The organism is Tenacibaculum amylolyticum (assembly GCF_964511145.1).
GTDB lineage: Bacteria > Bacteroidota > Bacteroidia > Flavobacteriales > Flavobacteriaceae > Polaribacter > Polaribacter amylolyticum.
In genome coordinates this window covers 1-25,184 of sequence record NZ_CAZEFZ010000066.1, presented here as the reverse complement: position 1 = coordinate 25,184, position 25,184 = coordinate 1, and the positions used below count along the sequence as shown (strand labels likewise).

23 protein-coding genes and 2 tRNA genes are annotated in these 25,184 nt (G+C 31.6%); 18 read left to right on the top strand and 7 right to left on the bottom strand.

Annotation, left to right across the window (positions count from 1 at the left end):
• The first annotated feature begins 14 nt into the window (after positions 1 to 14).
• The 13 genes from mraY (at position 15) to ACKTTC_RS15320 (ending at position 14,548) form a co-directional block, all read left to right on the top strand.
• The gene (mraY, locus tag ACKTTC_RS15380; RefSeq protein ID WP_408040734.1) at positions 15 to 1,241 is read left to right on the top strand and encodes a phospho-N-acetylmuramoyl-pentapeptide-transferase; all 1,227 of its coding nucleotides are present in this window, start codon (positions 15 to 17) and stop codon (positions 1,239 to 1,241) included.
• Positions 1,241 to 2,575, top strand: coding sequence for a UDP-N-acetylmuramoyl-L-alanine--D-glutamate ligase (murD, locus tag ACKTTC_RS15375; RefSeq protein WP_408040733.1), 1,335 nt, complete (start codon positions 1,241 to 1,243; stop codon positions 2,573 to 2,575). Before mraY ends, murD begins: the two co-directional genes overlap by 1 nt.
• A 4-nt stretch (positions 2,576 to 2,579) precedes the next feature.
• Positions 2,580 to 3,767 (top strand): FtsW/RodA/SpoVE family cell cycle protein, encoded by a 1,188-nt coding sequence (locus ACKTTC_RS15370; protein WP_408040732.1) that lies wholly within the window; start codon positions 2,580 to 2,582, stop codon positions 3,765 to 3,767.
• A 9-nt stretch (positions 3,768 to 3,776) separates the two neighbouring features.
• The gene (gene murG / locus ACKTTC_RS15365) at positions 3,777 to 4,868 is read left to right on the top strand and encodes an undecaprenyldiphospho-muramoylpentapeptide beta-N-acetylglucosaminyltransferase (RefSeq protein WP_408040731.1); all 1,092 of its coding nucleotides are present in this window, start codon (positions 3,777 to 3,779) and stop codon (positions 4,866 to 4,868) included.
• Positions 4,868 to 6,217 (top strand): UDP-N-acetylmuramate--L-alanine ligase, encoded by a 1,350-nt coding sequence (murC, locus tag ACKTTC_RS15360; protein WP_408040730.1) that lies wholly within the window; start codon positions 4,868 to 4,870, stop codon positions 6,215 to 6,217. Before murG ends, murC begins: the two co-directional genes overlap by 1 nt.
• Positions 6,214 to 6,960 (top strand): cell division protein FtsQ/DivIB, encoded by a 747-nt coding sequence (locus tag ACKTTC_RS15355; protein WP_408040729.1) that lies wholly within the window; start codon positions 6,214 to 6,216, stop codon positions 6,958 to 6,960. The genes murC and ACKTTC_RS15355 overlap by 4 nt, the downstream gene beginning before the upstream one ends.
• Positions 6,944 to 8,287: a cell division protein FtsA gene (ftsA, locus tag ACKTTC_RS15350; RefSeq protein ID WP_408040728.1), complete on the top strand. Its 1,344-nt coding sequence runs from the start codon at positions 6,944 to 6,946 to the stop codon at positions 8,285 to 8,287. The genes ACKTTC_RS15355 and ftsA overlap by 17 nt, the downstream gene beginning before the upstream one ends.
• 45 nt (positions 8,288 to 8,332) lie before the next feature.
• Complete coding sequence (gene ftsZ, locus ACKTTC_RS15345) at positions 8,333 to 10,228, top strand: cell division protein FtsZ (protein WP_408040727.1); 1,896 nt, start codon at positions 8,333 to 8,335, stop codon at positions 10,226 to 10,228.
• Between the two features lie 87 nt (positions 10,229 to 10,315).
• Complete coding sequence (locus tag ACKTTC_RS15340; protein ID WP_408040726.1) at positions 10,316 to 10,762, top strand: GatB/YqeY domain-containing protein; 447 nt, start codon at positions 10,316 to 10,318, stop codon at positions 10,760 to 10,762.
• A 12-nt stretch (positions 10,763 to 10,774) separates the two neighbouring features.
• Positions 10,775 to 10,848, top strand: a tRNA-Arg gene (locus tag ACKTTC_RS15335).
• A 161-nt stretch (positions 10,849 to 11,009) separates the two neighbouring features.
• Complete coding sequence (locus ACKTTC_RS15330) at positions 11,010 to 11,156, top strand: hypothetical protein (RefSeq protein ID WP_408040725.1); 147 nt, start codon at positions 11,010 to 11,012, stop codon at positions 11,154 to 11,156.
• Between the two features lie 86 nt (positions 11,157 to 11,242).
• Positions 11,243 to 13,720: an O-antigen ligase family protein gene (locus ACKTTC_RS15325; RefSeq protein ID WP_408040724.1), complete on the top strand. Its 2,478-nt coding sequence runs from the start codon at positions 11,243 to 11,245 to the stop codon at positions 13,718 to 13,720.
• Positions 13,721 to 13,732: 12 nt separating this feature from the next.
• Positions 13,733 to 14,548 carry a zinc-dependent peptidase gene (locus tag ACKTTC_RS15320; RefSeq protein ID WP_408040723.1) on the top strand — a complete coding sequence of 272 codons (816 nt, stop codon included), beginning with the start codon at positions 13,733 to 13,735 and terminating at the stop codon, positions 14,546 to 14,548.
• Here the strand turns inward: ACKTTC_RS15320 and rpe are convergent.
• Both rpe and ACKTTC_RS15310 read right to left on the bottom strand, forming a co-directional pair.
• A complete protein-coding gene (gene rpe, locus ACKTTC_RS15315) occupies positions 14,517 to 15,173 on the bottom strand; it encodes a ribulose-phosphate 3-epimerase (protein WP_408040722.1) in 657 nt (218 codons plus the stop codon). The two genes, ACKTTC_RS15320 and rpe, sit on opposite strands and share 32 nt — an antisense overlap.
• A gap of 106 nt (positions 15,174 to 15,279) precedes the next feature.
• Positions 15,280 to 16,143 carry a sigma-70 family RNA polymerase sigma factor gene (locus ACKTTC_RS15310; protein WP_132795493.1) on the bottom strand — a complete coding sequence of 288 codons (864 nt, stop codon included), beginning with the start codon at positions 16,141 to 16,143 and terminating at the stop codon, positions 15,280 to 15,282.
• Between the two features lie 212 nt (positions 16,144 to 16,355).
• On the opposite strand from ACKTTC_RS15310, the gene ACKTTC_RS15305 reads away from it, so the two are divergent.
• The 3 genes from ACKTTC_RS15305 to ACKTTC_RS15295 are packed head-to-tail and all read left to right on the top strand — an operon-like array spanning position 16,356 to position 17,982.
• Positions 16,356 to 16,928 carry an RNA polymerase sigma factor gene (locus tag ACKTTC_RS15305; RefSeq protein WP_408040721.1) on the top strand — a complete coding sequence of 191 codons (573 nt, stop codon included), beginning with the start codon at positions 16,356 to 16,358 and terminating at the stop codon, positions 16,926 to 16,928.
• A 2-nt stretch (positions 16,929 to 16,930) separates the two neighbouring features.
• Positions 16,931 to 17,152 carry a hypothetical protein gene (locus tag ACKTTC_RS15300; protein ID WP_408040720.1) on the top strand — a complete coding sequence of 74 codons (222 nt, stop codon included), beginning with the start codon at positions 16,931 to 16,933 and terminating at the stop codon, positions 17,150 to 17,152.
• 17 nt (positions 17,153 to 17,169) lie between these two features.
• Positions 17,170 to 17,982, top strand: a complete 813-nt coding sequence (locus ACKTTC_RS15295) for a mechanosensitive ion channel family protein (RefSeq protein WP_408040719.1) — start codon at positions 17,170 to 17,172, stop codon at positions 17,980 to 17,982.
• Between the two features lie 444 nt (positions 17,983 to 18,426).
• On the opposite strand, the gene porT is transcribed toward ACKTTC_RS15295, so the two are convergent.
• The 5 genes from porT to ACKTTC_RS15270 all read right to left on the bottom strand — a co-directional run bounded on the left by porT (position 18,427) and on the right by ACKTTC_RS15270 (position 23,421).
• Complete coding sequence (gene porT, locus ACKTTC_RS15290) at positions 18,427 to 19,125, bottom strand: type IX secretion/gliding motility protein PorT/SprT (RefSeq protein WP_408040718.1); 699 nt, start codon at positions 19,123 to 19,125, stop codon at positions 18,427 to 18,429.
• A 1-nt stretch (position 19,126) separates the two neighbouring features.
• Positions 19,127 to 19,855, bottom strand: coding sequence for a bifunctional demethylmenaquinone methyltransferase/2-methoxy-6-polyprenyl-1,4-benzoquinol methylase UbiE (ubiE, locus tag ACKTTC_RS15285; RefSeq protein ID WP_408040717.1), 729 nt, complete (start codon positions 19,853 to 19,855; stop codon positions 19,127 to 19,129).
• Positions 19,848 to 20,756, bottom strand: coding sequence for a NifU family protein (locus ACKTTC_RS15280; RefSeq protein WP_408040716.1), 909 nt, complete (start codon positions 20,754 to 20,756; stop codon positions 19,848 to 19,850). Before ACKTTC_RS15280 ends, ubiE begins: the two co-directional genes overlap by 8 nt.
• Positions 20,757 to 20,872: 116 nt before the next feature.
• A complete protein-coding gene (locus ACKTTC_RS15275) occupies positions 20,873 to 22,234 on the bottom strand; it encodes an OmpP1/FadL family transporter (RefSeq protein WP_408040715.1) in 1,362 nt (453 codons plus the stop codon).
• 44 nt (positions 22,235 to 22,278) lie between these two features.
• Complete coding sequence (locus ACKTTC_RS15270) at positions 22,279 to 23,421, bottom strand: hypothetical protein (RefSeq protein WP_408040714.1); 1,143 nt, start codon at positions 23,419 to 23,421, stop codon at positions 22,279 to 22,281.
• Between the two features lie 145 nt (positions 23,422 to 23,566).
• On the opposite strand from ACKTTC_RS15270, the gene proS reads away from it, so the two are divergent.
• Both proS and ACKTTC_RS15260 read left to right on the top strand, forming a co-directional pair.
• Positions 23,567 to 25,045 carry a proline--tRNA ligase gene (gene proS, locus ACKTTC_RS15265; RefSeq protein WP_408040713.1) on the top strand — a complete coding sequence of 493 codons (1,479 nt, stop codon included), beginning with the start codon at positions 23,567 to 23,569 and terminating at the stop codon, positions 25,043 to 25,045.
• 82 nt (positions 25,046 to 25,127) lie between these two features.
• Positions 25,128 to 25,184 (top strand) — tRNA-Glu (locus tag ACKTTC_RS15260).

Genomic DNA, 25,184 nt, shown 5'->3' with positions numbered 1-25,184 from the left:
AAACGATAAAACGAATGTTATACTATTTATTTCAATACTTAGAAAATGAATTCAATTTAACAGGAGCAAGTGTGTTTCAATTTATCACATTTCGTTCAGCTACTGCATTCATTTTATCGTTACTATTATCTACCATTTTTGGAAAACGAGTAATTAATTATTTGAGAAGATTACAAGTAGGAGAAAGTATTCGAGATTTAGGATTGCAGGGGCAAATGCAAAAAGCAGGTACTCCTACAATGGGAGGAGTTATCATTATATTATCAACATTAATCCCTGTATTGTTATTAGCTAAACTAGAGAATATTTATGTAATAATTCTTTTAATAACAACGGTTTGGATGGGGTTAATTGGTTTTGCAGATGATTACATAAAAGTATTTAAAAAAGATAAGGCCGGTTTAAAAGGAATTTTTAAAGTTATCGGTCAGGTTGGATTAGGTGTAATTGTTGGAGCGATGTTGTATTTCAGTCCTTCGGTAACAATAAAAGAACAACTACCAGCCGATCAACAAATAGTGCAGCAAGATGGGAAAAGAAAGGTTTTTGGAGAAGCACATAAATCAACGAAAACTACAGTTCCATTCTTTAAAAATAATGAATTAGATTATGCTAAAGCCTTAAGTTTTTTAGGAGATGATTATCGAAAATATGCTTGGTTAATATTTATTCCAATAGTAATTTTTATAGTTACGGGAGTTTCTAATGGAGCGAATTTAACAGATGGGATTGATGGTTTGGCAGCTGGATCTTCCGCTATTATGGTATTAGTACTGGCATTGTTTGCTTGGGTTTCGGGAAATATAGTTTTTGCAGAATATTTAGATGTAATGTATATCCCAAATTCAGGAGAAATGACAGTATATATATTGGCATTTGCAGGAGCTCTTATAGGTTTCTTGTGGTATAATACATATCCAGCACAAGTGTTTATGGGAGATACAGGGAGTTTAACTATTGGAGGAATTATAGCAGTAATTGCTATTGCTACAAGAAAGGAGTTGTTGCTTCCTTTATTAGCAGGAATCTTTGTGGTAGAAAATTTATCTGTGATTCTACAAGTAGGATACTTTAAGTATACGAAAAAGAAGTTTGGTGAAGGAAGACGAATTTTCAAGATGGCACCATTACATCATCACTATCAAAAGTTAAATTACCATGAAAGTAAAATTGTAACTCGCTTTTGGATTGTAGGAATTTTATTGGCGGTATTCACAATAGTGACATTGAAATTAAGATAATGAAAAGATTAGTTGTTTTAGGAGCAGGAGAAAGCGGTGTAGGTACAGCAATTTTAGGAAAAAAAGAAGGATACGAAGTATTTGTGTCAGACAAAGGAAGTGTCGATGAAACATATAAAGAAGTTCTTTTACATCATAATATAGATTTTGAAGAGCGTCAGCATTCAGAAGAAAAAATCTTTAATGCAGATGTAGTCATGAAAAGCCCAGGGATACCAGATAAAGTGGCTTTGGTAAAAGCTTTAGTAGCAAAAGAAATTCCAGTTATTTCTGAAATTGAATTTGCTTCACAGTTTACAAATTCGACAATTGTTGGAATTACTGGTTCTAATGGAAAAACAACGACAACAATGCTTACGCATCACTTGTTAAAAAATGCAGGTTTGAATGTTGGAATTGCAGGAAATATTGGAGATAGTTTCGCGAAGCAAGTAGCGGAAAAAAACTTTGAAAACTATGTGCTGGAGTTAAGTAGCTTTCAATTAGATGGGATTGAAGATTTTAGATGTTTTATAGCAATAATAACAAATATTACTCCAGATCATTTAGATAGATACGAATATGATTTTAATAAATATATAGCTTCAAAATTTAGAATAACAAAAAATCAAACAGCAAATGATTTTTTGATTTACGATTCAGATGATGAAGTAATTACAAATTGGTTAATTAAAAAACCAATTGAGTCAACGCTAGTTCCATTCTCATTAGAAAAAGAATTGGATTATGGAGCGTTTTTAAAAGAAGATAATATAATAATAAGATTAAAAGAAGAGGATTATATAATGAGCACATCATACCTAACAGTTAAAGGAAAACACAATACAAAAAATGCAATGGCATCTATGCTTGCGGCTAAATTATTGCAAGTAAGAAATCAGTCAATTACAGAAAGTATGTCTGGTTTTGAAGGAGCTGAGCATCGTTTAGAAAAAGTGGTTAAAATAGAGGGGGTGTCGTATGTAAATGATAGTAAAGCAACAAATGTAAACGCAACATTTTATGCTTTAGAATGTATGGAAACTCCAACAGTGTGGATTGTTGGGGGAGTAGATAAAGGAAACGATTATAGCGATTTATTGCCTTTAGTAAGAGAGAAGGTAAAAGCGATTGTTTGTTTAGGTTTAGACAATACTAAAATTGTAGAGACATTTGAAAATGTGGTAGATGTTATTGTTGAAACAGCAGGAGCGGAAGAAGCAGTAAAAGTTTCGCATAAAATAGCAGGAAATGGAGATACAGTATTATTATCACCAGCATGTGCAAGTTTTGACTTATTTGAAGATTACGAAGATAGAGGTAGGCAGTTTAAAAAAGCAGTAAGAAGTTTATAGGAATTTGAAAACTATATTCACACATATAAAGGGAGATAGAGCAATTTGGGCTATTGTGGCGGTTTTAGCAATCCTGTCATTTATGCCTGTATATAGTGCAAGTACAAATTTAGTGTACGTGGTTGGGAATGGTTCAACTACAGGACATTTAATAAAACATATTGCGCTATTAATTATGGGGTTTGGAATTTTATATGGTGTGCATAAAATTCCATATCGATACTTTAGTGGAGGATCGGTTTTGATGCTTCCGATAGTAATTTTATTATTAATATTTACACTCGCCCAAGGCACTACCATAGGTGGAGCAAATGCGAGTAGATGGATTCGAATTCCATTTGTAGGAGTTGGATTTCAAACATCAACTTTAGCAGCACTAGTGTTGTTGGTGTATGTAGCAAGATATTTAGCAAAGAATAAAGAAAAGGAAATAGTTTTTAGAGAAAGTTTGATTCAATTATGGCTGCCAGTAGGAATAATTTTGGTGTTAATTCTACCAGCAAACTTTTCTACAACAGCTATTTTATTTCTTATGATTGTGTTATTAACATTCATAGGAGGTTACCCATTAAAATATATAGCAAATGTTATAGGGATGGGAATTGTAGCGTTAGGACTATTTATTTTAGTGGTAAAAGCGTTCCCAGATTTAATGCCTAACAGGGTTACTACATGGGAAAAGAGAATTACTGGATTCTTTTCTGAAAAACAAGTAGAAAATTATCAGGTAGAAAAAGCAAAAATTGCGATAGCAACAGGAGGAGTAACTGGAAAAGGACCAGGAAAAAGTGTTCAGAAAAATTTCTTACCACAATCTTCTTCAGATTTTATTTACGCAATTATTGTCGAAGAGTATGGGCTAGTAGGTGCTTTGCTAGTAATTTTTATTTACTTTCTATTACTCTTCAGAATTATAATATCAGCAAGGAAAGCGACAACTATTTTTGCAACGCTTTTAGTAATAGGAGTAGGTTTGCCTATTGTATTTCAAGCTATAATTAACATGGCGGTAGCGGTAAATCTATTTCCGGTAACAGGACAAACATTACCACTTATAAGTAGTGGAGGAACATCTATTTGGATGACATGCTTTGCGTTAGGAATGATTTTAAGTGTAAGTGCATCTAAAAATGAAACAGAGGAATCAATTTTAGATGACAATCCACTTGATATTTTACACGAAACAATATAAATAAGCTGTATGAAAAAGGCGTTACATATAATCATAAGCGGTGGAGGAACCGGAGGTCATATTTATCCTGCGATTGCAATTGCAAACGAGGTTAAACTTCGTTATCCAGAAGCTAAGATTTTGTTTGTGGGGGCAAAAGATAAAATGGAAATGGAAAAAGTACCACAGGCAGGATACGAAATAGAAGGTTTGTGGATTTCTGGAATTCAAAGAAAAATAACGGTTAAAAACCTATTGTTTCCTTTTAAGCTATTAAGTAGCTTGTGGAAAGCAAATAGAATATTAAGAAAGTTCAAGCCAGTTGTGGCAATAGGTACGGGAGGGTTTGCAAGCGGACCTACTTTAATGATGGCAAATCGTAAAAAAATTCCAACATTAATTCAAGAGCAAAACTCATATCCAGGAATAACAAATAAGCTATTGAGTAAAAAAGCAAAGAAAATATGTGTGGCTTATGATAATTTAGAACGCTTTTTTCCAAAAGAAAATATTATAAAAACAGGGAACCCAGTTCGTCAGGATTTATTATCAATACATTCAAAAAAAGAAGAAGGTCAAGCTTTTTTTGATTTAAAGAAAGATAAAAAGACAGTATTAGTAATTGGAGGGAGTTTAGGAGCTAAAAGAATTAATCAATTAATTGAACTAGAACTAGGCTTTTTTCAAAAGCAAGATATTCAAATTATATGGCAGTGTGGAAAGTTATACTACGAAGAATTTCGAGTATATAACGATGATGAAGATGTACAGGTGCATGCTTTCTTAAATAGAATGGATTTAGCCTATGCTGCTGCAGATTTTATCATATCTAGATCAGGAGCAAGCTCAGTGTCTGAGTTGTGTATTGTAGGAAAACCAACAATTTTTATCCCGTCGCCAAATGTTGCGGAAGATCATCAAACAAAAAATGCGAAAGCAATTGTAGATAAACACGGGGCGATTATGTTAAAAGAAAGTGAGTTACATACATTTCCTGTAGTGTTTGAAACCCTTATGAAAGATAAAGGGAAACAAGAGAGTTTAAGTGAAAATATAAAAACGTTAGCGTTACCAAATGCAACAAGTGATATCGTTAACGAAATTGAAAAGCTAATTAATTAGTGAATTTAAAAGAGATACATAACATCTATTTTATAGGGATTGGAGGAATCGGAATGAGTGCCTTAGTACGTTATTTTTTCAAGAATGAAAAAAACGTAGCAGGTTACGATAAAACACATTCTCCAATAACAACAGAATTAGAAAGGATAGGAATCGCAATTCATTATAGTGATGAAATTAATGCGATTCCAAAAGCTTTTCTAGATAAAAAAAGTACGTTAATTGTTTACACACCAGCAATTCCTAAAAATCATAAAGAACTAACGTATTTTATGGAAGAAGGATATACAGTGTTGAAGCGAGCAGAGATTCTAGGAAAAATAACAGAAAATACTTTTTGTTTAGCAGTGGCGGGAACGCATGGTAAAACAACAACATCTTCTATTTTAGGACATATTATGCAACCTTTGCATGCAACAGCATTTTTAGGTGGGATAGCAGAGAACTATAATTCAAACCTAATTTTAGGAGAAGATAAGGTTTCTGTAGTCGAAGCGGATGAGTATGATCGATCGTTTTTGCAGTTGTCTCCAGATATAGCATGTGTAACTTCTATGGATGCAGATCATTTAGATATTTATGAAAAGCATGATTTTTTACTAGATTCTTTTAGGGAATTTTCGAATAAAGTTTCTCAAAAATTAATCGTAGCCAAAGGCTTACCTTTAGAAGGATTGACGTATGCTATAGATGAAGAGGCTGATTTTGTAGCGTTTAATTTACGTGTAGGAAATGGTGCTTATTTATTTGATGTAAGAACTCCATCTGAAACAATTCAAGATATTGAATTTAGTTTACCTGGTAGACATAATATCATGAATGCTTTAGCGGCATTAGCAATGGCAAACTTGTATGGAGTTGAGCTAATAGAAATTAAAAATAGATTAAAAACTTTTACGGGAGTACAAAGAAGATTTTCATATAAAATTAAAACAGAAAAAACAGTTTTAATAGATGATTATGCACATCATCCAACAGAGATTAAAGCAGTGCACAATGCTGTTAGAGAAATGTATCCTAATGCTAAAGTATTAGCAATATTTCAACCACATTTATACTCTAGAACAAAAGATTTCGTTGATGACTTTGCAATTGAGTTATCTAAGTTCGATGAGTTGCTATTGTTAGATATTTACCCAGCACGAGAATTACCAATTGAAGGTGTTACTTCTGAATGGTTATTGGGTAAAATAAACCTAGAAAATAAAGCATTAGTAACTAAGGAAGCAATGATTGAAATAGCAGGGAAAACTGAAGCCAAAGTTATTTTAATGTTAGGAGCTGGAGATGTAGGTTTGTTAGTTGGAGATGTTAAAAAAGAAGTAGAAAATAACTATAATAACGTATGAATAAAAAGTTAGGAACATACATATTATTTTTTAGCTTACTAGTACTATTGCTTTTCTTGTATGGTTTTACAAAGAAGAGAAATCAGGAAAGAAAAATTCATGCTATTGAGGTTTTATTTGAGGAAGGGAAGAATTCTTTTCTCACACATGAGGCGGTTAATAAATTGTTAATACAAAGTCAGGTTACAGTTAAAAACCAACCAAAAAGAATCATAGATTTACATAACCTGGAGGGGAAGGTGTTGTCAAACCCATTTGTAGATGAAGCTACGGTTTTTATAACGCTAGGGGGACTAATAAAAACTCAAATTACACAAAAAGAACCTGTTGCCAGAATTATTTCTGACGACGGGACTTACTATGTTGATAAAAAAGGATTTAAAATTCCATTGTCGACAAATTTTTCTGCGAGAGTACCTTTGGTAAACGGAGTAGAAACTGCAGAAGAAATTAAAGAAATAACGGAATTAGTTCAGATTATTTCTGAAGATGATTTCCTGAAAAAAGAGATCACTGCGATCCAAAAACTGAAGTCAAATGAATATGTTTTTAATGTAAGGAGTGGAGATTATCGAGTTTTTTTTGGGAAATATGAAGATGTAGGTCTAAAATTTAAAAAATTAAAAGCTTTTTATAATAAGGCTTTAAAAGATAAAACAATAAATAAGTATAAAACAATTAACGTAAAATACCACAACCAAGTGGTGTGTACAAAACGAAATCAAGATGGAAAACAACAATAAAATCGCTGTTGGTTTAGATATTGGAACTACCAAGATTGTTGCCATGATTGGTCGCAAGAATGAGTACGGCAAAATTGAAGTTCTCGGTATAGGGAAAGCAAAAAGCTTGGGGGTAAAACGTGGTGTAGTTAATAATATAACACAAACAATACAGTCAATACAACAAGCTATAGACGAAGCTGAAAGTGTTTCAGGCCAAAAAATTAACGATGTAGTCGTTGGAATTGCAGGACAACACATAAGAAGCTTGCATCATAGCGATTACATTACTAGAACAAAAGCAGATGAAGTAATTGAAGAAGCAGATATAGACGATCTTGTAAATCAAGTGCATAAGTTAGTAATGTTACCTGGAGAAGAAATCATTCATGTATTGCCTCAAGAATTTAAAGTAGATAGTCAACCAGACATAAAAGAACCTATAGGGATGTATGGAGGAAGGCTAGAAGCGAATTTCCATGTAGTTGTAGGACAAGTTTCTTCTATTAGAAATATAGGGAGATGTGTAAAAAGTGCTGGTTTGAGTTTAGCTGATATTACCTTAGAACCTTTAGCATCTGCTTCAGCAGTATTAAGTCAGGAAGAAAAAGAAGCTGGAGTTGCTTTAATAGATATAGGAGGTGGTACTACTGATTTGGCAATTTTTAAAGATGGAATTATACGTCATACAGCAGTAATTCCGTTTGGAGGAAATGTAATTACAGAAGATATTAAAGAAGGATGTTCTATTATAGAGAAACAAGCAGAATTATTAAAAATAAAATTCGGTTCAGCTTGGCCTGGAGAAAATAAAGAAACAGAAATCGTTTCTATACCAGGTTTACGAGGAAGAGAGCCTAAGGAAATTACATTAAAAAATCTATCTAAGATTATTCATGCAAGAGTACAAGAGATAATTGAACACGTTTATTTGGAGATTAAGAACTACGGACATGAAACGCAGAAAGGAAAACTTATTGCGGGAATTGTGTTAACTGGGGGTGGTTCTCAATTAAAACATTTACGTCAGTTAGTCGAGTATATAACAGGAATGGATACACGTATTGGGTATCCTAACGAGCATTTAGCTGGAGATAGTGATGAAGTTTTATCAAGTCCATCATATGCAACAGCCGTTGGATTGTTAATGGAAGGATTAGAAAAACAATCAAGAGAGATAGTAGAAGAAACTATTGAAATTGTTGAAGAACCAATAGTAAACGAAACAGAAATTGAAGAGCCTAAAGCTGAACCAGAACAAGAAGAGCCAAAAAGAACGAAAAGAGGGAAATCGTTCTTAGAGAAATTTACAGAGAGGTTTAAAGAATTTTTAGACAACGCAGAATAAAAAACAATAAAGGGATTAAGAACATAAATAAAAAGGAGAGTTATTATGAGCGCAGAATTTGATAACATTTCATTTGATATGCCTAAAACACAATCAAACACTATAAAAGTGATTGGAGTAGGCGGGGGAGGTAGCAATGCAGTAAACCACATGTATAGTAAACAAATTCATGGTGTAGACTTTGTAATTTGTAATACAGATTCACAGGCATTAGAAAATAGTCCAATACCTAATAAAATACAATTAGGAGCACATTTAACTTCTGGTTTAGGGGCAGGTGCAAATCCAGAGATTGGAGCACAAGCTGCAGCAGAAAGTATACAAGAAATTCAGCAGATGTTAAATACACATACCAAAATGGTATTTATTACTGCTGGTATGGGAGGTGGTACCGGAACAGGTGCAGCACCTATCATTGCAAAAATTGCAAAAGATATGGATATTTTAACAGTAGGAATTGTTACAATGCCATTTCAGTTTGAAGGGAGAAGGCGCTCACAACAAGCTCAATTAGGAATTGATGAATTACGTAGAAATGTAGACTCTTTAATTGTAATTAATAATAATAAACTGCGAGAAGTTTATGGAAACTTAGGTTTTAAATCTGGGTTCTCTAAAGCTGATGAAGTATTAGCAACAGCTGCTAAAGGTATTGCAGAAGTAATAACTCACCACTATAAACAAAATATAGATTTACATGATGCGAAAACAGTACTTGCTAATAGCGGTACTGCAATTATGGGGTCTGCAAAAGAATCTGGAGAAAGTAGAGCTAAGAATGCAATTATAAAAGCTTTAGATTCTCCATTACTTAATGATAATAAAATTACAGGAGCAAAGAATGTATTATTATTAATTGTTTCTGGAACAAATGAAGTAACATTAGACGAAATTGGAGAAATTAACGATTATATCCAAACAGAAGCTGGTTACGATGCGAATATTATTATGGGTATCGGTGAAGATGAAACCTTAAATGAAGGGATTTCAGTTACAGTAGTAGCTACTGGTTTTGCGCAAGACCAACAGAATACGATTAATAATACAGAAACAAAAAAGATTGTTCATACGTTAGAAGATGATCAAAAAGCAACGTATGAATTTGATCAGAAAACGGTACAAAAATCGACTCCTTTAAACGAAGCTGTTCAAGCTCCTAAAAAAGACGAAAAAATAGTACATGTTTTAGATACAGAGGAAGAAATAATAGAGCCTAAAATTAATGATGGTTTAATCAAAACAACAGAAGCAATAAAAAACATTGAAGTTGTTTTTGATGAAGTAACGCCAACTTGTGTTTCTGAAGCAGACTTTGTTATTAAAAATGTTACTAAAAAAGCACCAAGAAAAGTTGAAGAACCAAAACCTATTCAACAAAACTTATTGTTTGATTTACCTTTAAATTCTTACGAAGAAATTAAACCTGATACAACAATAGAAAAGAATGAGTTAATCGAAACTACTGAAGCAATTAAAAATATAGAAGTTGTAACTGAAGATGTTAAACCTGTATATGAGAAGAAATATGTTTTAGAAGATTTTGATATTCAGCCAACTATTGGAAAAAGCTCTGTGCCAGCCATAGATAACACTGAAGAAGAGGCAGCGTTGCAATTTGAAGTAAAGACAAAATCTAATGATGTTGAACAAAATGTATCTGATAGCAATGAAGAAGCCTCTCCATTGAGCTTAACGATTACAGAATTGCAAAGAAGAGCAAAGGAACGTAGAGAGAAAATGAAAGGATTTAATTATAAGTTTACAGATCAGGTGAATAAAAATATAGACGATATAGAGCGTCAGCCTGCCTACAAACGTTTAGGTGTAGACTTAGATGTAAACACTAAAATAAGTGAGAAGCAAACTCCTTTAGATAAAAACTCAGGAGATGATTTTCCATTACGCTCTAATAATTCTTTTTTACATGATAATGTAGACTAGTTTAAAAAGAGAAATAAAAAAACTGAATCCTGAGAGGAATCTCAGGATTTTTTTATCAGTATATTTGAATATTAAAAAAATCTAAAAATGAGCATACAGAAAGAACTTACAGAGAAAATGAAAGAGGCTATGAAAGCTAAAGATACTGTTAGTTTAACAGCATTAAGAGCTTTAAAGTCAGCTTTCTTATTAGCAAAAACAGAAGCTGGAGCTGGTGAATTATCTGATGAACAAGAGTTGAAGATTATTCAGAAACAAGTGAAACAGCGAAAAGATAGTGCGCAGGTATTTTTAGAACAAAATAGACAAGATTTAGCAGATCCAGAATTAGCAGAAGCAAAGGTTTTAGAACAATTTTTACCAGAGGCTTTAAGTGAAGAAGAAATTGCAAAAGTAGTAATAGCAACCATCCAAGACTTAAATGCTGAAGGAATGAAAGATATGGGAAAAGTAATGGGAGTAGTTTCTAAAAAATTAGCTGGTCAAGCAGATGGAAAAACAATTTCTACCATTGTAAAGCAACAATTAGCGTAATAACATAGTTTTGGCCCAGTAGTTCAACTGGATAGAATATCAGATTTCGGCTCTGAGGGTTAGGGGTTCGAATCCTCTCTGGGTCACTCAAAAATATTATAAAACATAGTTTCTCTAAGCTATGTTTTTTGTTTTTATATAGATATTTCATCTCTTTAGAAGTCCATTTGTATAACTGAGAAATTTCCTAAGCGATTCTTGTAACTTCAAATTTAACTTGCTAATCAAATCATTTAAATCATAAACTATGTTAAACAAGATTTCAAGTTTAGGAAAAGCTTTAGATAAAGCAGAACAAAAAGTAGTTAGTGGAGGAAAAGTTCCTATTTGTCCACCTCCATTAAAAGAAGTATATAATCCAGTGACTCGCGAATGGTCTTGTGAATATGTATAATATTCGGATTATAAAAGTAGAAAGCGGGGTTTATTCCCGCTTTTTCTTTTAAATTAGCTATTGTACACTCATACACTTCATTGAGCATGAAAAAAAAGCCATTCCATAAAAATTCTAAAAGAGCAGTATCTCCTAAAAAAAAGCAAAACAAACAAAAAGGTAGTAAAAAGTACGATCTTATAAGTATCGTTAATAGAGTTATACTGGCATTATATTTATCATTTGGTTTTTTAAAAGGAGGAGGTGCATTTGATGTCGCTTTTACGCAATGGTATTATGTATCTATTCTTAATACCTTAAGTTTAGGTTTTATTTTCTATAACAAAGATTATTATAAGTTTGAGTTTCATAACAAAACAGTTAAGTATGTCTTTTTAGGTGCTTTGGTCTTTGTTTTTTTATCCTTGATTTCAATAACAAAATCAATTTCAATTTCAGAAAGTATAGTATTTTTAAATATACTTCTAACAACATTAATAACTTTTTTTACAATATACTTAATTGTAAAAGATAGGTTAGAAGAGTATTTCTCTTTTATAGCTTATGTACTTATGATTGTTCTTACTATAGATTCATTACAGGTTATAGATCACTTTATGATTAAAAATGGAAACCAACCAAGGAGTAATGAGTTGTTTTTAGGATTAAACCCAACTTATGGAAATAGAAATATTTTAGCAGCTAGCTTGGTGATCAAAACAGCATTTACTTTATATATAGTTTTCACTAAAAATAGATTGAAATACATTTTGGGCTTACTAACGATGTTTATAGCTATTACAGCAATACTACTAGTTGGTGCTAGAACAGCTATTTATAGTTTGCCTGTCATTTTTTTGTTATTACTTACAGGGAATATATATGTAAATAAGAATGAAAATTTTTTAGTGCAGATTAAAAAATATTTTGCACCAACAATTGTGATTGTTTCAACTAGCATTTTTTGTGCTGTATCAATTAATAAAATACATAAAGGAAAATTAAATACTTTTTCTGACTTAGTTTTTGTAAAAGAAAAAAAAGATTTATATAAAGAAGGGGAGAATTCAGTTTCTTATGCAAGTGATAGCGGGCGAAAGTTTTTTTGGGAAGCTGCTATAGATGGTTTTCAATCAAGTCCATTGCGAGGTGTAGGTATTGGGAACTGGAAATTAATTGAGAAAGAAGAGCTAGTAAAAAGTATTAAAAATTCAAATCATTTTTATCCAAGAAGAGTTCATAATGATTTTCTGCAAGTATTATCTGAAATTGGAATTTTAGGCTTTTTACTATTTATAAGCTTATTTGTAGTAGTTTATTATTTATTATTAAAAGTAATTTTAAAGAAAAGAGCGAATCAAAATAGAAAGTTATTAGCGTTAATTTGCTTAGCTGCATTTGTAGCCTATAGCTTAGATTCATTAATTAATTTCCCTTCGGAACGTACCCCAATCCAATTACTCGGATTTGTTTTAATTGTAATCGCATTGTGTGTTAGTAGTAATCAAAATAAACCAATTAAAATTCCTTTATATTTTAAGATTATAATTTTATTGATAGGAGTATTGACAGTATATTTAAATAACCAAATTTTTACTTCGAGTAAATACCAATTACTCATCCGTAAACATATAAGAGGTAAAAATATTTTAACAAGTAAATATAAAATTGGTTATGATCAAATGAATAATGTTCTAACGGATTTTCCTACGATGAATGGAATGGGTCAGCCTATGGATTATGCGAAAGCAGTTTTAGCATATAGTGAAGGGAAATATGCAAAAACATTTGAACATTTAGATAAAGCTATAGAAGTTTCCCCATATAGCTTAGAGCACTACGGTTTTAAAGCATTAATCTACAATAATAATAAAACGTATAAGAATTTTGATAGTGCATTTTATTATGCTAAAAAGGTGTTAGATAAACGCCCTTCAATGATTAATCAGTATAATATTGTAAGAAATTATTACAAAGCTAAAAATGATACAGTAAACCTACTAAAGACGATTAATGTGCATTTAAATTCTCTACCAAAAGGAAATGAAAGAGTTTGGTTTGATAAAATTAACTTTTATTTGAAGTATAAAAAAAATCTTGAAAAAGCGACTGAAGTAATGGATTCAGCGAAACTATTAAATCCCGAAAAAGAGAAAATTCAGGCAATAAAATTAGCTAAAATCAAGAATGAAAATATTATAGTTAATAAGAACGATAGTGCAAAGATTAAAAAGTTTACAATGCAGCAACATTTGAATACTGCTGTGAAACTTTTTTCTATTAAAAATTATGGTCAAGCAAAAAATGAATTTTCAAAAGCATTGTCTTATGATAAGAAAAATTATGATGTTCTTCTAAACTTAGCTGTAACAGAGATAAAATTAAAAAACTATAAAAAAGCAATCGAACATTTGAATGAAGTAATTGCATCTGGACAAATAAATACTGGAAAACCTGAGTATAATAGAGGTTTTTGTTATTTGAAATTCAATAAAAAAAAGGAAGCAGGAATAGATTTTAGAACAAGTTTAGAAAAAGGATTTCCATTGGCAAAAAAAGTGAGTAAAAAAATATTAGCGTATTAATTTCTGTATTATATGAAATCTTTTCATTTACTAAAACTTACACTTTTTGCAGTAGGAGGTTTAACAACGGTTCTAAATGTGGTAGAATCCTTTTATGTATATATTTTTCATAAACCGATTTTTGTTCATTTATATTTTATGAAAAAGAAACTGCCTAAGAATAAAAAAGAATTCTTAGTGTCTAGCATTGAGTTTTATCAAAAATTAGAGCCAAAATACCAATCGTATTATGAGCATCGCGTAGCTAAATTTATACGTTCTTATGAGTTTGTAGAAAGAGATGGTTTTGAAATAACTCCAGAAATGAAAGTATTAATAGCGTCTTCTTATGTGAAATTAACATTTGGAATGAGAAGGTATCTTACGGCTACGTTTCAAAGAGTAATCATTTATCCAGAAGTTTATTATTCGTTACTGACTAAACAATATCATAAAGGAGAATTTAACCCTGCTTTTAAAACAATTAGTTTTTCTTGGGAAGATTTCTTGATGGGAGATATTATTACAAATGATAATATTAATCTAGGGATTCATGAATTTGCCCATGCACTAACTTTTCATGGAAGTAGCTCCAGAGATGCAAGTGCTAGAATATTCTACAGATTTTTTAAAAGAATTTCTAACTTTTTAGATGAAGAAGAAAATATAAAAGAAATTCAAGAGTCAGCATTTTTTAGAGAATACGCTATGACTAACAAATTAGAATTTGTTGCTGTAATTCTAGAACATTTTTTTGAATCCCCTAAAGAATTACAACAACAATTTCCAAGATTATATGCTAAAATAGAAGCAATGCTTAATTACAAATCGATTTTAGATCGGCAATAGTTTCAGTAGGATTTTCACTTTTAAATACAAAACTACCTGCTACTAAAACATCAGCACCAGCATCTACTAACGCTTTTCCATTTTTATTGGTAACGCCGCCATCTATTTCAATTAAAGTTGGAGCGCTAGTCTTTTCGATTAAAGTTTTTAATTGAGTAACTTTTTTATAAGTATTTTCTATAAATGATTGCCCGCCAAAACCAGGATTTACACTCATAATACATACTAGATCTAAATCTTGAATAATGTCTTCTAAAACAGTAATAGGAGTATGAGGGTTAAGTGCAACACCAGCTTTCATACCATTAGCCTTTATAGCTTGAATTGTTCTGTGCAAATGCGTACAAGCTTCGTAATGAACAGTAAGAACATCTGCGCCTAAATCAGCAAATGTTTTCACATATCTATCCGGATCAACAATCATCAAATGGACATCAATTGTTTTTTTTGCATGAGTAGCAATAGCTTTTAAAACTGGCATTCCAAAAGAAATATTCGGTACAAAAACACCGTCCATAATATCTATGTGAAACCAATCTGCTTCACTATGATTTACCATTTCTACATCACGTTGTAGGTTGCCAAAATCGGCTGCTAAAATTGAAGGAGCAATACGTTTATTCATTTTTAATAGTTGTGTTTGAGCGGCAAAAGTACAATATAAAAAAAGAAAAACTCTCAATAATTATTTATTGAGAGTTTTCTGTAATATCATTTATGTAGAATATATCTTATCCTAAATAAGTCATTAATATTTTACTTCTAGAAGTATGTTTTAATCTACGAATTGCTTTTTCTTTAATTTGACGAACTCTTTCACGAGTTAAATCAAAAGTTTCTCCAATTTCTTCTAAAGTCATTGGTTGGTGCTCTCCTAAACCAAAATATAATCTAACAACATCAGCTTCACGAGGAGTTAATGTTTCTAAAGCTCTGTTAATTTCAATTCTTAAAGACTCATGTAATAATGTTCTATCTGGGTTTGGAGATTCACCAGAATTTAATACATCATATAAATTAGAATCTTCACCTTCAATTAAAGGAGCATCCATAGATACGTGACGACCAGAATTTTTCATAGATTCTTTTACATCACTAACAGTCATATCTAACTTTTTAGCAATTTCTTCAGCACTTGGAGGGCGCTCATTCTCTTGCTCTAAGAAAGCATACATTTTGTTAATCTTATTAATAGAACCAATCTTATTTAATGGTAAACGTACAATACGAGATTGCTCAGCTAATGCTTGTAAGATTGATTGACGAATCCACCATACAGCATACGAGATAAATTTAAAACCACGAGTTTCGTCAAAACGCTTAGCAGCTTTAATTAATCCTAAATTTCCTTCATTAATTAAATCAGGTAATGTTAAACCTTGATTTTGATATTGTTTTGCAACCGATACTACGAAACGTAAGTTTGCTTTAGTAAGTTTTTCTAGAGCTCTTTGATCACCAGCTTTAATACGTTGTGCTAATTCTACCTCTTCATCAGCAGTAATTAAATCTACTTTTCCAATTTCTTGTAAATATTTATCTAACGATGCAGTCTCTCTATTGGTAACCTGTTTCGTAATTTTAAGTTGTCTCATACGCTTTTAATTAATTTAACATACACTTTACACTCCCTTATACGTAATAGTAAGACGAAATGTTACAAAACTTATTACTTTTTTTGAAAAAAGTTTTAGCGAGTACTTTAAAATGTTAATTTTAACAAGTTGCTAGGTAGTAATTGTGACCTAAGTTTATTTTTTGTGTCTCAATACTGTAAAACTAAACTTAGATATAAGTAAGAGAACTTTTGAATACTAATAAAGTAGATAACATAAGTGATGAAGAACTCGTACGTAAAATAGTAGAGAAGAATGATACTCATTTATTTGCTGTTTTATACGATAGATACGCTGGTGTAGTGTACAATAAATGTTATGGTTTCTCAAAAAGTAAAGAGGAAGCACAAGATTTAACTCACGATGTCTTCGTACGCTTATTTATCAAATTAAGAAGTTTCAAAGGAAAATCTAAATTTTCTACCTGGTTATATTCATTCACATATAATTTTTGTGTGAACTATGTACAAAGAAATAGTGCAAAGAAGAATGAAAAAATGACCGTTGTTACAGATGTAATAAAAGATGAAGATGCAGATGTTGAAGAAATAGACGATGCTTCTTTATTTGAATTAAAATCTGATAAGTTAGCTAAAGCCTTGGAAATTATTGATCCTTCAGATAAAATGATTCTTTTAATGAAATATCAAGACGATATGAGTATAAAAGAAATTCAAGCGTTATTAGAAATAGGAGAGAGCGCAGTAAAAATGCGTGTTAAGAGAGCTAAAGAAAAAGTAGTAAAAGCTTATAATAGTTTGTAATTATGGAAAATCCGTTTAAGAAAATACTACATAATGAGGAACTTCCTCAAGTACTTAAGAAAAAAGTACTTGACGATGTTGCTATGATAAAGTTATCGATAGATTTGGCGGATTTATTTGTAGTTAAGTATCCAAATGCTGTTGGTGATTTACTTACTGGTGGTGGAGCGGATGAAGTTGATAAAGAAAAAAAGAATCCAAACAATAAGAATAAAAAGAACTAACTAAAGAGTGGGAAATCATGGCAAAAAAAAATTTACTTGAACCTTTTTATGAAGTATATGACAATATAGTGAACTCGCTTCCGAGTGTAGCAGGTTTTATCGGTTACATAGTACTGGTATGGATTGTAATAAAACTTGTTTTATATGTTGTAAGAAAAGTTTTGTCTAAAACGAATATTGATCAATGGTCGAAAAAATTAAGTGAGACTAAAATTTTTGGAGATGCTACTATAAATATTGTATTAACAGAAGTTATTTTAAATGTGTTAAAATGGTTTTTGATACTAATATTTGTAATGGCAGGAGCAAGTATTTTTGGAATAACTGTCGTTTCAGATGGATTAAAAAGCTTCTTTGCTTATTTGCCTAAGCTAATCACTGCGCTAGGAATTTTTGTTGCTGGTGCGTATTTAGGCACAATGGTAAAGAAAGCTATCCAAGGAATGTTTAAGTCATTAGAAATAACAGGAGGTAACTTAGTTGGTAATATTGCATTTTACTTAATTGTTGTATTTCTATCAATTACTGCTTTAGATCAAGCAGGTGTGGATACTTCTGTTATTAAAAGTAATTTAACATTAGTTATTGGGTCTGTATTAGCTGCTTTTACATTAGCTTTTGGACTTGGAGCTAGAGATGCAGTTGCTAGATTACTGTTTGGATATTACTCGAGAAAAAATATAGCTATAGGTTCTATTGTAGAAATAGATGGTGTTAAGGGTGAAGTAATAGCCATAGATAATATCTGTTTTACCTTAAAAACTTCTACAGAAAATGTAATATTTCCTATTAAAGATGTGGTTAATAGTAGAATAATTGTAAAAAAGTAATTTTTATATAAAAAAAGTATTATATTTGTGAAGTTTATTTTGTAATGTATTCAATAAATGTGTGATTAAATCACACTGAGATAATAGATTATTTGGTAGATTTCGGGGGACTTCTATCTACAGAGTTGCGTAGTGGGCAACTCATAAAAGGGCTAGTTTTACTAGCTCTTTTTTCTTTTATATGTATTCTCTTAAATAAAAGTTTAAAATATTTTATTTGCCTTTTTTATTGACAATCAGTTTGTTGTGTTTTTTTCTTGAAAAAGAAGAAAAATTATGTGACTAGGCTAGAAATAATGTGTCTAAAAAGTATATGGAGGTTGGTTTCTGGGGGGACGCCAACAATATCATATATAAATATCAAGAGTCGCTATATAGCGACTCTTGTTGTTTTGTATAAATTGATTTTATAACCTTAGTAATTATAAAAGATAAAATGACGTTTTATTCAAAAGATAGATGTAAAAATACACCTCTGGTTCCCATAAAGTCAATTGGGTCTGTCCATTGACTAGGTCCTCTATTATCAGGTTTTAACTCGTTAGTAATTGCAAATATTCCTCTAATAGAAGGAGAAAATTTAAAATAAGGAAGGTAAAAGTCTACACCAATACCAACTTCGTACATAAAGTTACTAGCATTCTGTCTAAATTGTCCAGAAAAATTATCATTCTGATTACTTTCGTTACTTGAAAAATTATAATCAAAAGAAGCTCCACCTAACACATACGGACGAATATTGTTTAATCTATCTGTACTAAATTTAAAAATTATAGGTAAATGTAAATAGGTATTTCCAACTTCTCTAATAGCTTCTCCATCATTGGCGGTATGTGTAAATCGAAGTGTTTTAGTGTTAGAAATTAATCCAGGTTCAAAACGTACGTTAACATTTTTATGAAGCTTTAAATCGCCAATTAAACCAACATTAAAACCTACTTCAGAAGTTACTTCAACATTTGCATTGGCAAAAGAACTAGGTTTATAGGAAACTTTAAATCCGTTTGTATTTAATCCAAGATAAAAACCATAATGAATTAAAGGTTTATCGAAATTAGGCAAATTTTCTACACGTTCTCTCTGAGCGGAAGCGCTGTAAGAGATGAATAGTAAAGAAACAGAAATAAAAAGCTTTTTAAACATATTATTTTGATGATGTATAAATTGAAGCTACCCCAAAGGTAACTGGTAAACACTCTGCATTCTTAAACCCATTTTTTGTTAAAATATTGTTGAAAGCATTACCAAAAGGAAAAGAATTTGCGCTTTCAGATAAATAGGAGTAAGCTACTTTATCTTTTGAGAATAGTTTACCTATAATAGGAAGTATGTAATTTGTATATAATTTATAACCTTGCTTAAAAGGAAACTTAGTTGGATTGGAAGTTTCTAGTACAACGAATTTACCGCCTGGTTTTAATACTCGATAAATTTCTGTTAATCCTTTATCAAGATTCTCAAAATTTCGAACACCAAAAGAAACAGTAATAGCATCAAAAGTATTGTCGTTAAAAGGAATATTTTCACTATCGCCAACCACCATCTCAATTTTATCAGATAAATTAGCTTTGGTTACTTTCTGTTTTCCTACTTCTAACATTCCAGGAGAAATATCTAATCCCACAATTTTTTCTGGGTTAAGAGAAGCCATCATTAAAGCTAAATCTCCAGTTCCTGTAGCAATATCTAAAATTTGCTTTGGGCTTTTTTCGGAAACAAGTTTTACTACTTTTTTTCTCCAACTTACATCAATTCCTAAAGATATTACTCTATTAAGACCATCATAATTTTCAGAAATAGCATCAAACATCTGAGTAACTTGTTGCTTTTTTCCAAGCTCAGAATCCTTATAAGGTTTTACTTGTTTATCCATTTATTGCAATTACTTCGTTAATTTGATTAGGAAGCATTTCCTTTAACATTGTTTCAATCCCATTTTTTAAGGTAATTGTTGAAGAAGGACAACCACTACATGCACCTTGTAAAATAACACTTACTTTTTTGGTAGCAGGATCATACTCTCTAAAAGCAATATTTCCTCCATCTGAAGCAACTGCAGGTTTTATGTATTCATTTAAAATCTCAACAATTTTAGTTGAAGTTTCATCAAGATTTTTAGGGGCAATAGTATTATTACTAGTTTCGTCTTGTTGTGAAGCTTCAGGTTGAGGAACACTAGAAATAATAGTTTTACCTTCCTGTAAATATGTTCTTATGAAGTTTCTAAGATCTTGGTATACTTCATTCCACTCAACTACATCATATTTAGAGACTGAAACATAGTTTTCAGAAATAAAAATTTCTTTTACAAATGGGAAATTGAATAAAGCTGCGGCTAAAGGAGCATGTTTTGTAGCTTCTTCAATATTTTTTAATTCTACATCTGTCTGTGTTAATGCTTTGTTAGTACCAAACTTCATTACAGAAGGATTTGGAGTAGATTCAGCATATACTTCTATAGCTTCCTTTTTTGTAGTTTCTTCTTTAATTATAGTATTACCGCTGTTTAAATAGTTCTCAATTTGTTCTTTAACCTCTTCTTGAACATCTGACCAGCTTACAATGTCATATCGTTGAACAGCTATAAAATTTGCGGTTACAAATACCTTTTTTACGAAAGGTAAATAGAATAATTGTTGAGCTAGAGGAGAGTTTTTAGCTTCATCTATATTGTTATACTCATAACTTCCTCCATTAATAAGTATAGTGCTACTAACAAACTTAATAATAGTATCGTTGTTAGTATTTTGTATCTGAATTTTAATATTTTCCATAAAAAAAAATGAGCCACAAAATTACGGTAAAAAACTGATTAAATAAAAAGACCTCTCAGGTATTGAAAGTAATAATTTCACCTGAGAGGTTTTTTGTAAAAATCCCCAATTTATTTTTATAGGCTAAAAGTAACTGTTGCCGCTATTTGTGATATGTTATTATCAATGTCTATATCTCCTGAATTGTATAGAGAATAGAATTGTCTATTCTGAGAATTCTGGTAAGACACATCTATTTTTGTGTTTCCGAAGTTGTATCCAATACCTGCAGTGTATCCTCTTATATTATCTTCATTTGTATTTCCTCCAACTACTAAATTTGGATCTTTTTCATAAAAATAACCACCACGTAAACTCACTCTGTCAAATCTCCATTCTGTACCTACTTTTAAAGCATGTGAAGCTCTGAAATCAGATTTAAAAAATTGATTGGCATCATTAAGAATAGGATCAGTTTCTCTAAAATTAAAGTTTCTGTAGTCTCTATATACATAGTCTACACTAATTAAACCATGTTTTCCAAAAACTAAAGCTCCACTGGCAGTTACTTTACTTGGAGATGTAAATCTAAGAGATAATGGTCCTTCAAAACTTCTTTCCTCTAATCCATTAATTCCTAAGCTGTTTACATCAAGCATAGTCAGGATATTGGCTCTTTCTTCAATTACTTCTTGATACCACGTTGGAGACTCATAAGAAGCACCAAGACGGATATATTGATTTGGTTTATAAATAAAACCTACATTGAAAGAAAACCCATTTCCTTGTATAAAACGTTCATTAAAATTTTCAGCTTCCAATACATTTCCATTCACATCATCATTACGTTCTCTTAAAAAAGAGCGTTCTCTAAATTCTATATTATGAAATTTTATTGCAGCACCAACAAATAATTTGTTATCATGTACAGAAGAAACTCCAATATTAAAAGCACTATTTAATCCTCTTATTTGATTAGAGAAATTCTGTCCTAAAGATCTATCAAATTGATTTTTAGGATCTGCAGGATCATTAATGTGTTCATTATAAAATAGGAAGTTACTATTACCATTACCAGAATACGAATTATCAAAATCTGCTTTTACATTATAATTGAAGAAAAGCGAAAATCGATTCCAGTTTGAGTTGTTGTGGTTTGTGTCAAAGACAAAAACACCACCAGCTTGAGTAATATTAAAACGCTCATCTTGTAAGCTGGTTGTATTACCATAATAATTTACATCTAGTTCAGAATTTCTATTACCTAATGTAACTGAGAATTTACTATTTCTTGCCACTGAAGCACCAGCAGGGTTAATATCCATTGAAGAAATATCGCTCCCTAAAGCTCCAAAAGCTCCTGCCATAGCATTGAATCTTGCAGTACCATTAAGTTGTTCTCTAGTAAATAAAATTCCTAAATCGTTATAATCTAATGCTTGAGAATAGGCAGTAGCTATCGTGGTAGCAAATGCTACAAATAATAAAAGTCGTTTCATACTAAAATATGTTGTGATTTTTTAAACTAAGTCAGAAAGTGTTTTTATCGTCTTCTAGAAAAACTTCTACCACCGCTGCTTCTTGAAGAAGAACGAGATGATCTACCAGATGAAAAACTTCTTGAAGAACTTCTGCTACTTGAGAAACCTCTACTTCTGCTACTGTTACTACGATTATTTGAATAGCTGCTGCTTCGACTTCTACTACTTCTTCTTGTACTTACAGGTGGTTTTTGACCTCCAGTACTGTAAGAGCTAGTTCTTCTTTTACTTTTAGAAGGTTTGTATCCTCCTGTTCTTACGCCAGATGGTTTATAACCTCCAGTTCTAGAGCGATAAACTCTTTTTCCATTAGATCTTCTAATAGAATTTGATCTTGTGTTACTTCTAACACTATTTCTGTTTCTTCTGTAGTTAGTTGAAGAACGTCTACTAGCTACACGCGAACTGTTTCTGCTGTATGCTCTTCTATTGTTATAGGCAAGAGAGTTATTTCTGCTATAAATACCTCTTCTACTACCTCTGTAATATCTATTGTAATAACCTGAACGATATGGTCTTCCATAATAAGCATATCCTCCGCCATATACAGGTGGACAGAAGAAAGGATCATAAAATCCACCGCCCCATCCCCAGCGATTCCAACGGTTCCATCTGTTCCAGCGATTCCAACCAAAGTAGAATCCAGTATTCCATGCATATGGAGCATAAGAATTATATCCTCCCCATCCATATCCCCAAGCATAAGGACCATCCCAAAACGGATCGTATCCCCATCCCCAACGATTTCCACCGAAAGTATTTACATTTATTACAACATCAGAATCTGAATCGAATCCCCAAGGCTCATTTTGAGAAATTTGAGTTTCTGGTTCCTCTTCTTCAATTACAGGCTCTTCAAAGTCATACTCTCCAGATCTGTATTCTTCAATATCTGTAATAATATCAGTACCATTTAATTGATCTAAACGTTCTAATTCTTTTGTGAAATAATTTTCATTATAATCGTTGTAATTTTTGTCGTTTGTTTGCACCACTCTACGTTGTGGTTGCTCTTCTTCATTAGAATATATTCCATCATCACTACCAGCAACAGTTTGAGTAGTTCCGCAAGAAACTAGTGTAGTTACCACAAGTAATGATAAGAAATAAAGTGGAAGTCTGGTTTTGATGTAATGTGGTTTCATATCCTTATCTTTTTTAATTAATCTAAACTTTACTGTAAACTATTTCAAAAATTACGAACTATTGTAAAAATACACAACTTTATTGTAGTTTTGTACACATAATTTACGCATAAAAATAAGCAAATTTTATGCCAAACTATTAAACATGGGTAAACATTTAACAAAAAGATCTGAAGATTATTCAAAATGGTATAATGAATTGGTTGTGAAGGCCGATTTAGCTGAAACTTCTGCTGTAAGAGGTTCAATGGTAATAAAACCGTATGGTTTTGCCATCTGGGAAAAAATGCAAGCTGAATTAGATAGAATGTTTAAAGAAACAGGACATCAAAATGCATATTTTCCGCTTTTTGTACCCAAAAGTTTGTTTGAAGCTGAAGAGAAAAATGCAGAAGGTTTTGCAAAGGAATGTGCAGTAGTAACGCATTATAGATTAGAAAGCGATCCTGAAAGAGAAGGGAAATTAAGAGTAGATCCTAAAGCAAAATTAGAAGAAGAGTTGGTAGTACGTCCAACATCAGAAGCAATTATTTGGAACACTTATAGAGGATGGATTCAATCACATAGAGATTTACCACTATTAATAAATCAATGGGCAAATGTTGTTCGTTGGGAAATGAGAACACGTTTGTTTTTAAGAACAGCAGAGTTTTTATGGCAAGAAGGACACACGGCTCATGCTACAAAAGAAGAAGCTGTTGCTGAAGCAAAGCAAATGCAAGAAGTATATGCAACTTTTGCTGAAGAGTTTATGGCTATGCCAGTTGTAAGAGGAGCTAAATCTGAAAGTGAACGTTTTGCAGGAGCAGATGATACTTATACAATTGAAGCACTAATGCAAGATGGTAAAGCATTACAAGCAGGTACTTCTCATTTCTTAGGGCAGAACTTTGCTAAGGCTTTTGATGTAAAGTATACTTCTAAAGAAGGAAAACAAGAACATGTATGGGCTACTTCGTGGGGAGTTTCTACACGTTTAATTGGTGGTTTAATTATGACACACTCAGATGATGCAGGTTTAGTATTGCCACCTAAGTTAGCTCCAATTCAAGTTGTAATTGTGCCTATCTTTAAAAATGAAGAGCAATTAGAAACTATTTCTGAAGCTGTAGAGGTAATCGTTAAAGAGTTAAAAGCTAAAGGAGTTTCTGTAAAGTTTGACCATAGAGAAACAATGAGACCAGGAGCAAAGTTTGCAGAGTATGAATTAAAAGGTGTACCTGTAAGAATAGCAATGGGGAATCGCGATTTAGAAAATGGTACAGTTGAAGTAGCAAGAAGAGATACTTTTGAAAAGAAAACGATTTCTAAAGATGAAGTAGTTTCGTACGTAGCAGATTTATTAGAGGAAATCCAAGTGAATTTATACACTAAGGCATTAACTTTTAGAAACGATCATATTACTGAAGTAAACTCGTTTGAAGAGTTTAAAAATGCTATAGAACAAAAAGGTGGATTTGTATCTGCTCATTGGGATGGTACAGAGGAAACAGAAGAAAAGATTAAAGAAGCTACCAAAGCAACGATAAGATGTATCCCTAATGATGCAAAAGAAGAAGAAGGCGTTTGTGTTTTTTCTGGTGCAAAGTCTTCTAAAAGAGTACTTTTTGCAAAAGCGTATTAAAAAAACAAAAAAAAGTTTGCGTAGTATGTAGAAGAGATATATATTTGCACCCGCAAACTGATAAAGATTGTTTTGCTCCGTTCGTCTAGGGGTTAGGACGCCAGGTTTTCATCCTGGTAACACGGGTTCGAATCCCGTA

Excerpts from the sequence above, each read along its gene's own strand:
- porT (WP_408040718.1), bottom strand. The coding sequence starts at position 19,125 with ATGTTTAAAAAGCTTTTTATTTCTGTTTCTTTACTATTCATCTCTTAC.
- rpe (WP_408040722.1), bottom strand. The coding sequence starts at position 15,173 with ATGAATAAACGTATTGCTCCTTCAATTTTAGCAGCCGATTTTGGCAAC.
- ftsA (WP_408040728.1), top strand. The coding sequence starts at position 6,944 with ATGGAAAACAACAATAAAATCGCTGTTGGTTTAGATATTGGAACTACC.
- mraY (WP_408040734.1), top strand. The coding sequence starts at position 15 with ATGTTATACTATTTATTTCAATACTTAGAAAATGAATTCAATTTAACA.
- ACKTTC_RS15330 (WP_408040725.1), top strand. The coding sequence starts at position 11,010 with ATGTTAAACAAGATTTCAAGTTTAGGAAAAGCTTTAGATAAAGCAGAA.
- ACKTTC_RS15340 (WP_408040726.1), top strand. The coding sequence starts at position 10,316 with ATGAGCATACAGAAAGAACTTACAGAGAAAATGAAAGAGGCTATGAAA.
- murG (WP_408040731.1), top strand. The coding sequence starts at position 3,777 with ATGAAAAAGGCGTTACATATAATCATAAGCGGTGGAGGAACCGGAGGT.
- ACKTTC_RS15325 (WP_408040724.1), top strand. The coding sequence starts at position 11,243 with ATGAAAAAAAAGCCATTCCATAAAAATTCTAAAAGAGCAGTATCTCCT.
- proS (WP_408040713.1), top strand. The coding sequence starts at position 23,567 with ATGGGTAAACATTTAACAAAAAGATCTGAAGATTATTCAAAATGGTAT.
- ACKTTC_RS15295 (WP_408040719.1), top strand. The coding sequence starts at position 17,170 with ATGGCAAAAAAAAATTTACTTGAACCTTTTTATGAAGTATATGACAAT.
- murD (WP_408040733.1), top strand. The coding sequence starts at position 1,241 with ATGAAAAGATTAGTTGTTTTAGGAGCAGGAGAAAGCGGTGTAGGTACA.
- ACKTTC_RS15280 (WP_408040716.1), bottom strand. The coding sequence starts at position 20,756 with ATGGAAAATATTAAAATTCAGATACAAAATACTAACAACGATACTATT.
- ftsZ (WP_408040727.1), top strand. The coding sequence starts at position 8,333 with ATGAGCGCAGAATTTGATAACATTTCATTTGATATGCCTAAAACACAA.
- ubiE (WP_408040717.1), bottom strand. The coding sequence starts at position 19,855 with ATGGATAAACAAGTAAAACCTTATAAGGATTCTGAGCTTGGAAAAAAG.
- ACKTTC_RS15300 (WP_408040720.1), top strand. The coding sequence starts at position 16,931 with ATGGAAAATCCGTTTAAGAAAATACTACATAATGAGGAACTTCCTCAA.
- ACKTTC_RS15275 (WP_408040715.1), bottom strand. The coding sequence starts at position 22,234 with ATGAAACGACTTTTATTATTTGTAGCATTTGCTACCACGATAGCTACT.
- ACKTTC_RS15355 (WP_408040729.1), top strand. The coding sequence starts at position 6,214 with ATGAATAAAAAGTTAGGAACATACATATTATTTTTTAGCTTACTAGTA.
- ACKTTC_RS15310 (WP_132795493.1), bottom strand. The coding sequence starts at position 16,143 with ATGAGACAACTTAAAATTACGAAACAGGTTACCAATAGAGAGACTGCA.
- ACKTTC_RS15320 (WP_408040723.1), top strand. The coding sequence starts at position 13,733 with ATGAAATCTTTTCATTTACTAAAACTTACACTTTTTGCAGTAGGAGGT.
- ACKTTC_RS15270 (WP_408040714.1), bottom strand. The coding sequence starts at position 23,421 with ATGAAACCACATTACATCAAAACCAGACTTCCACTTTATTTCTTATCA.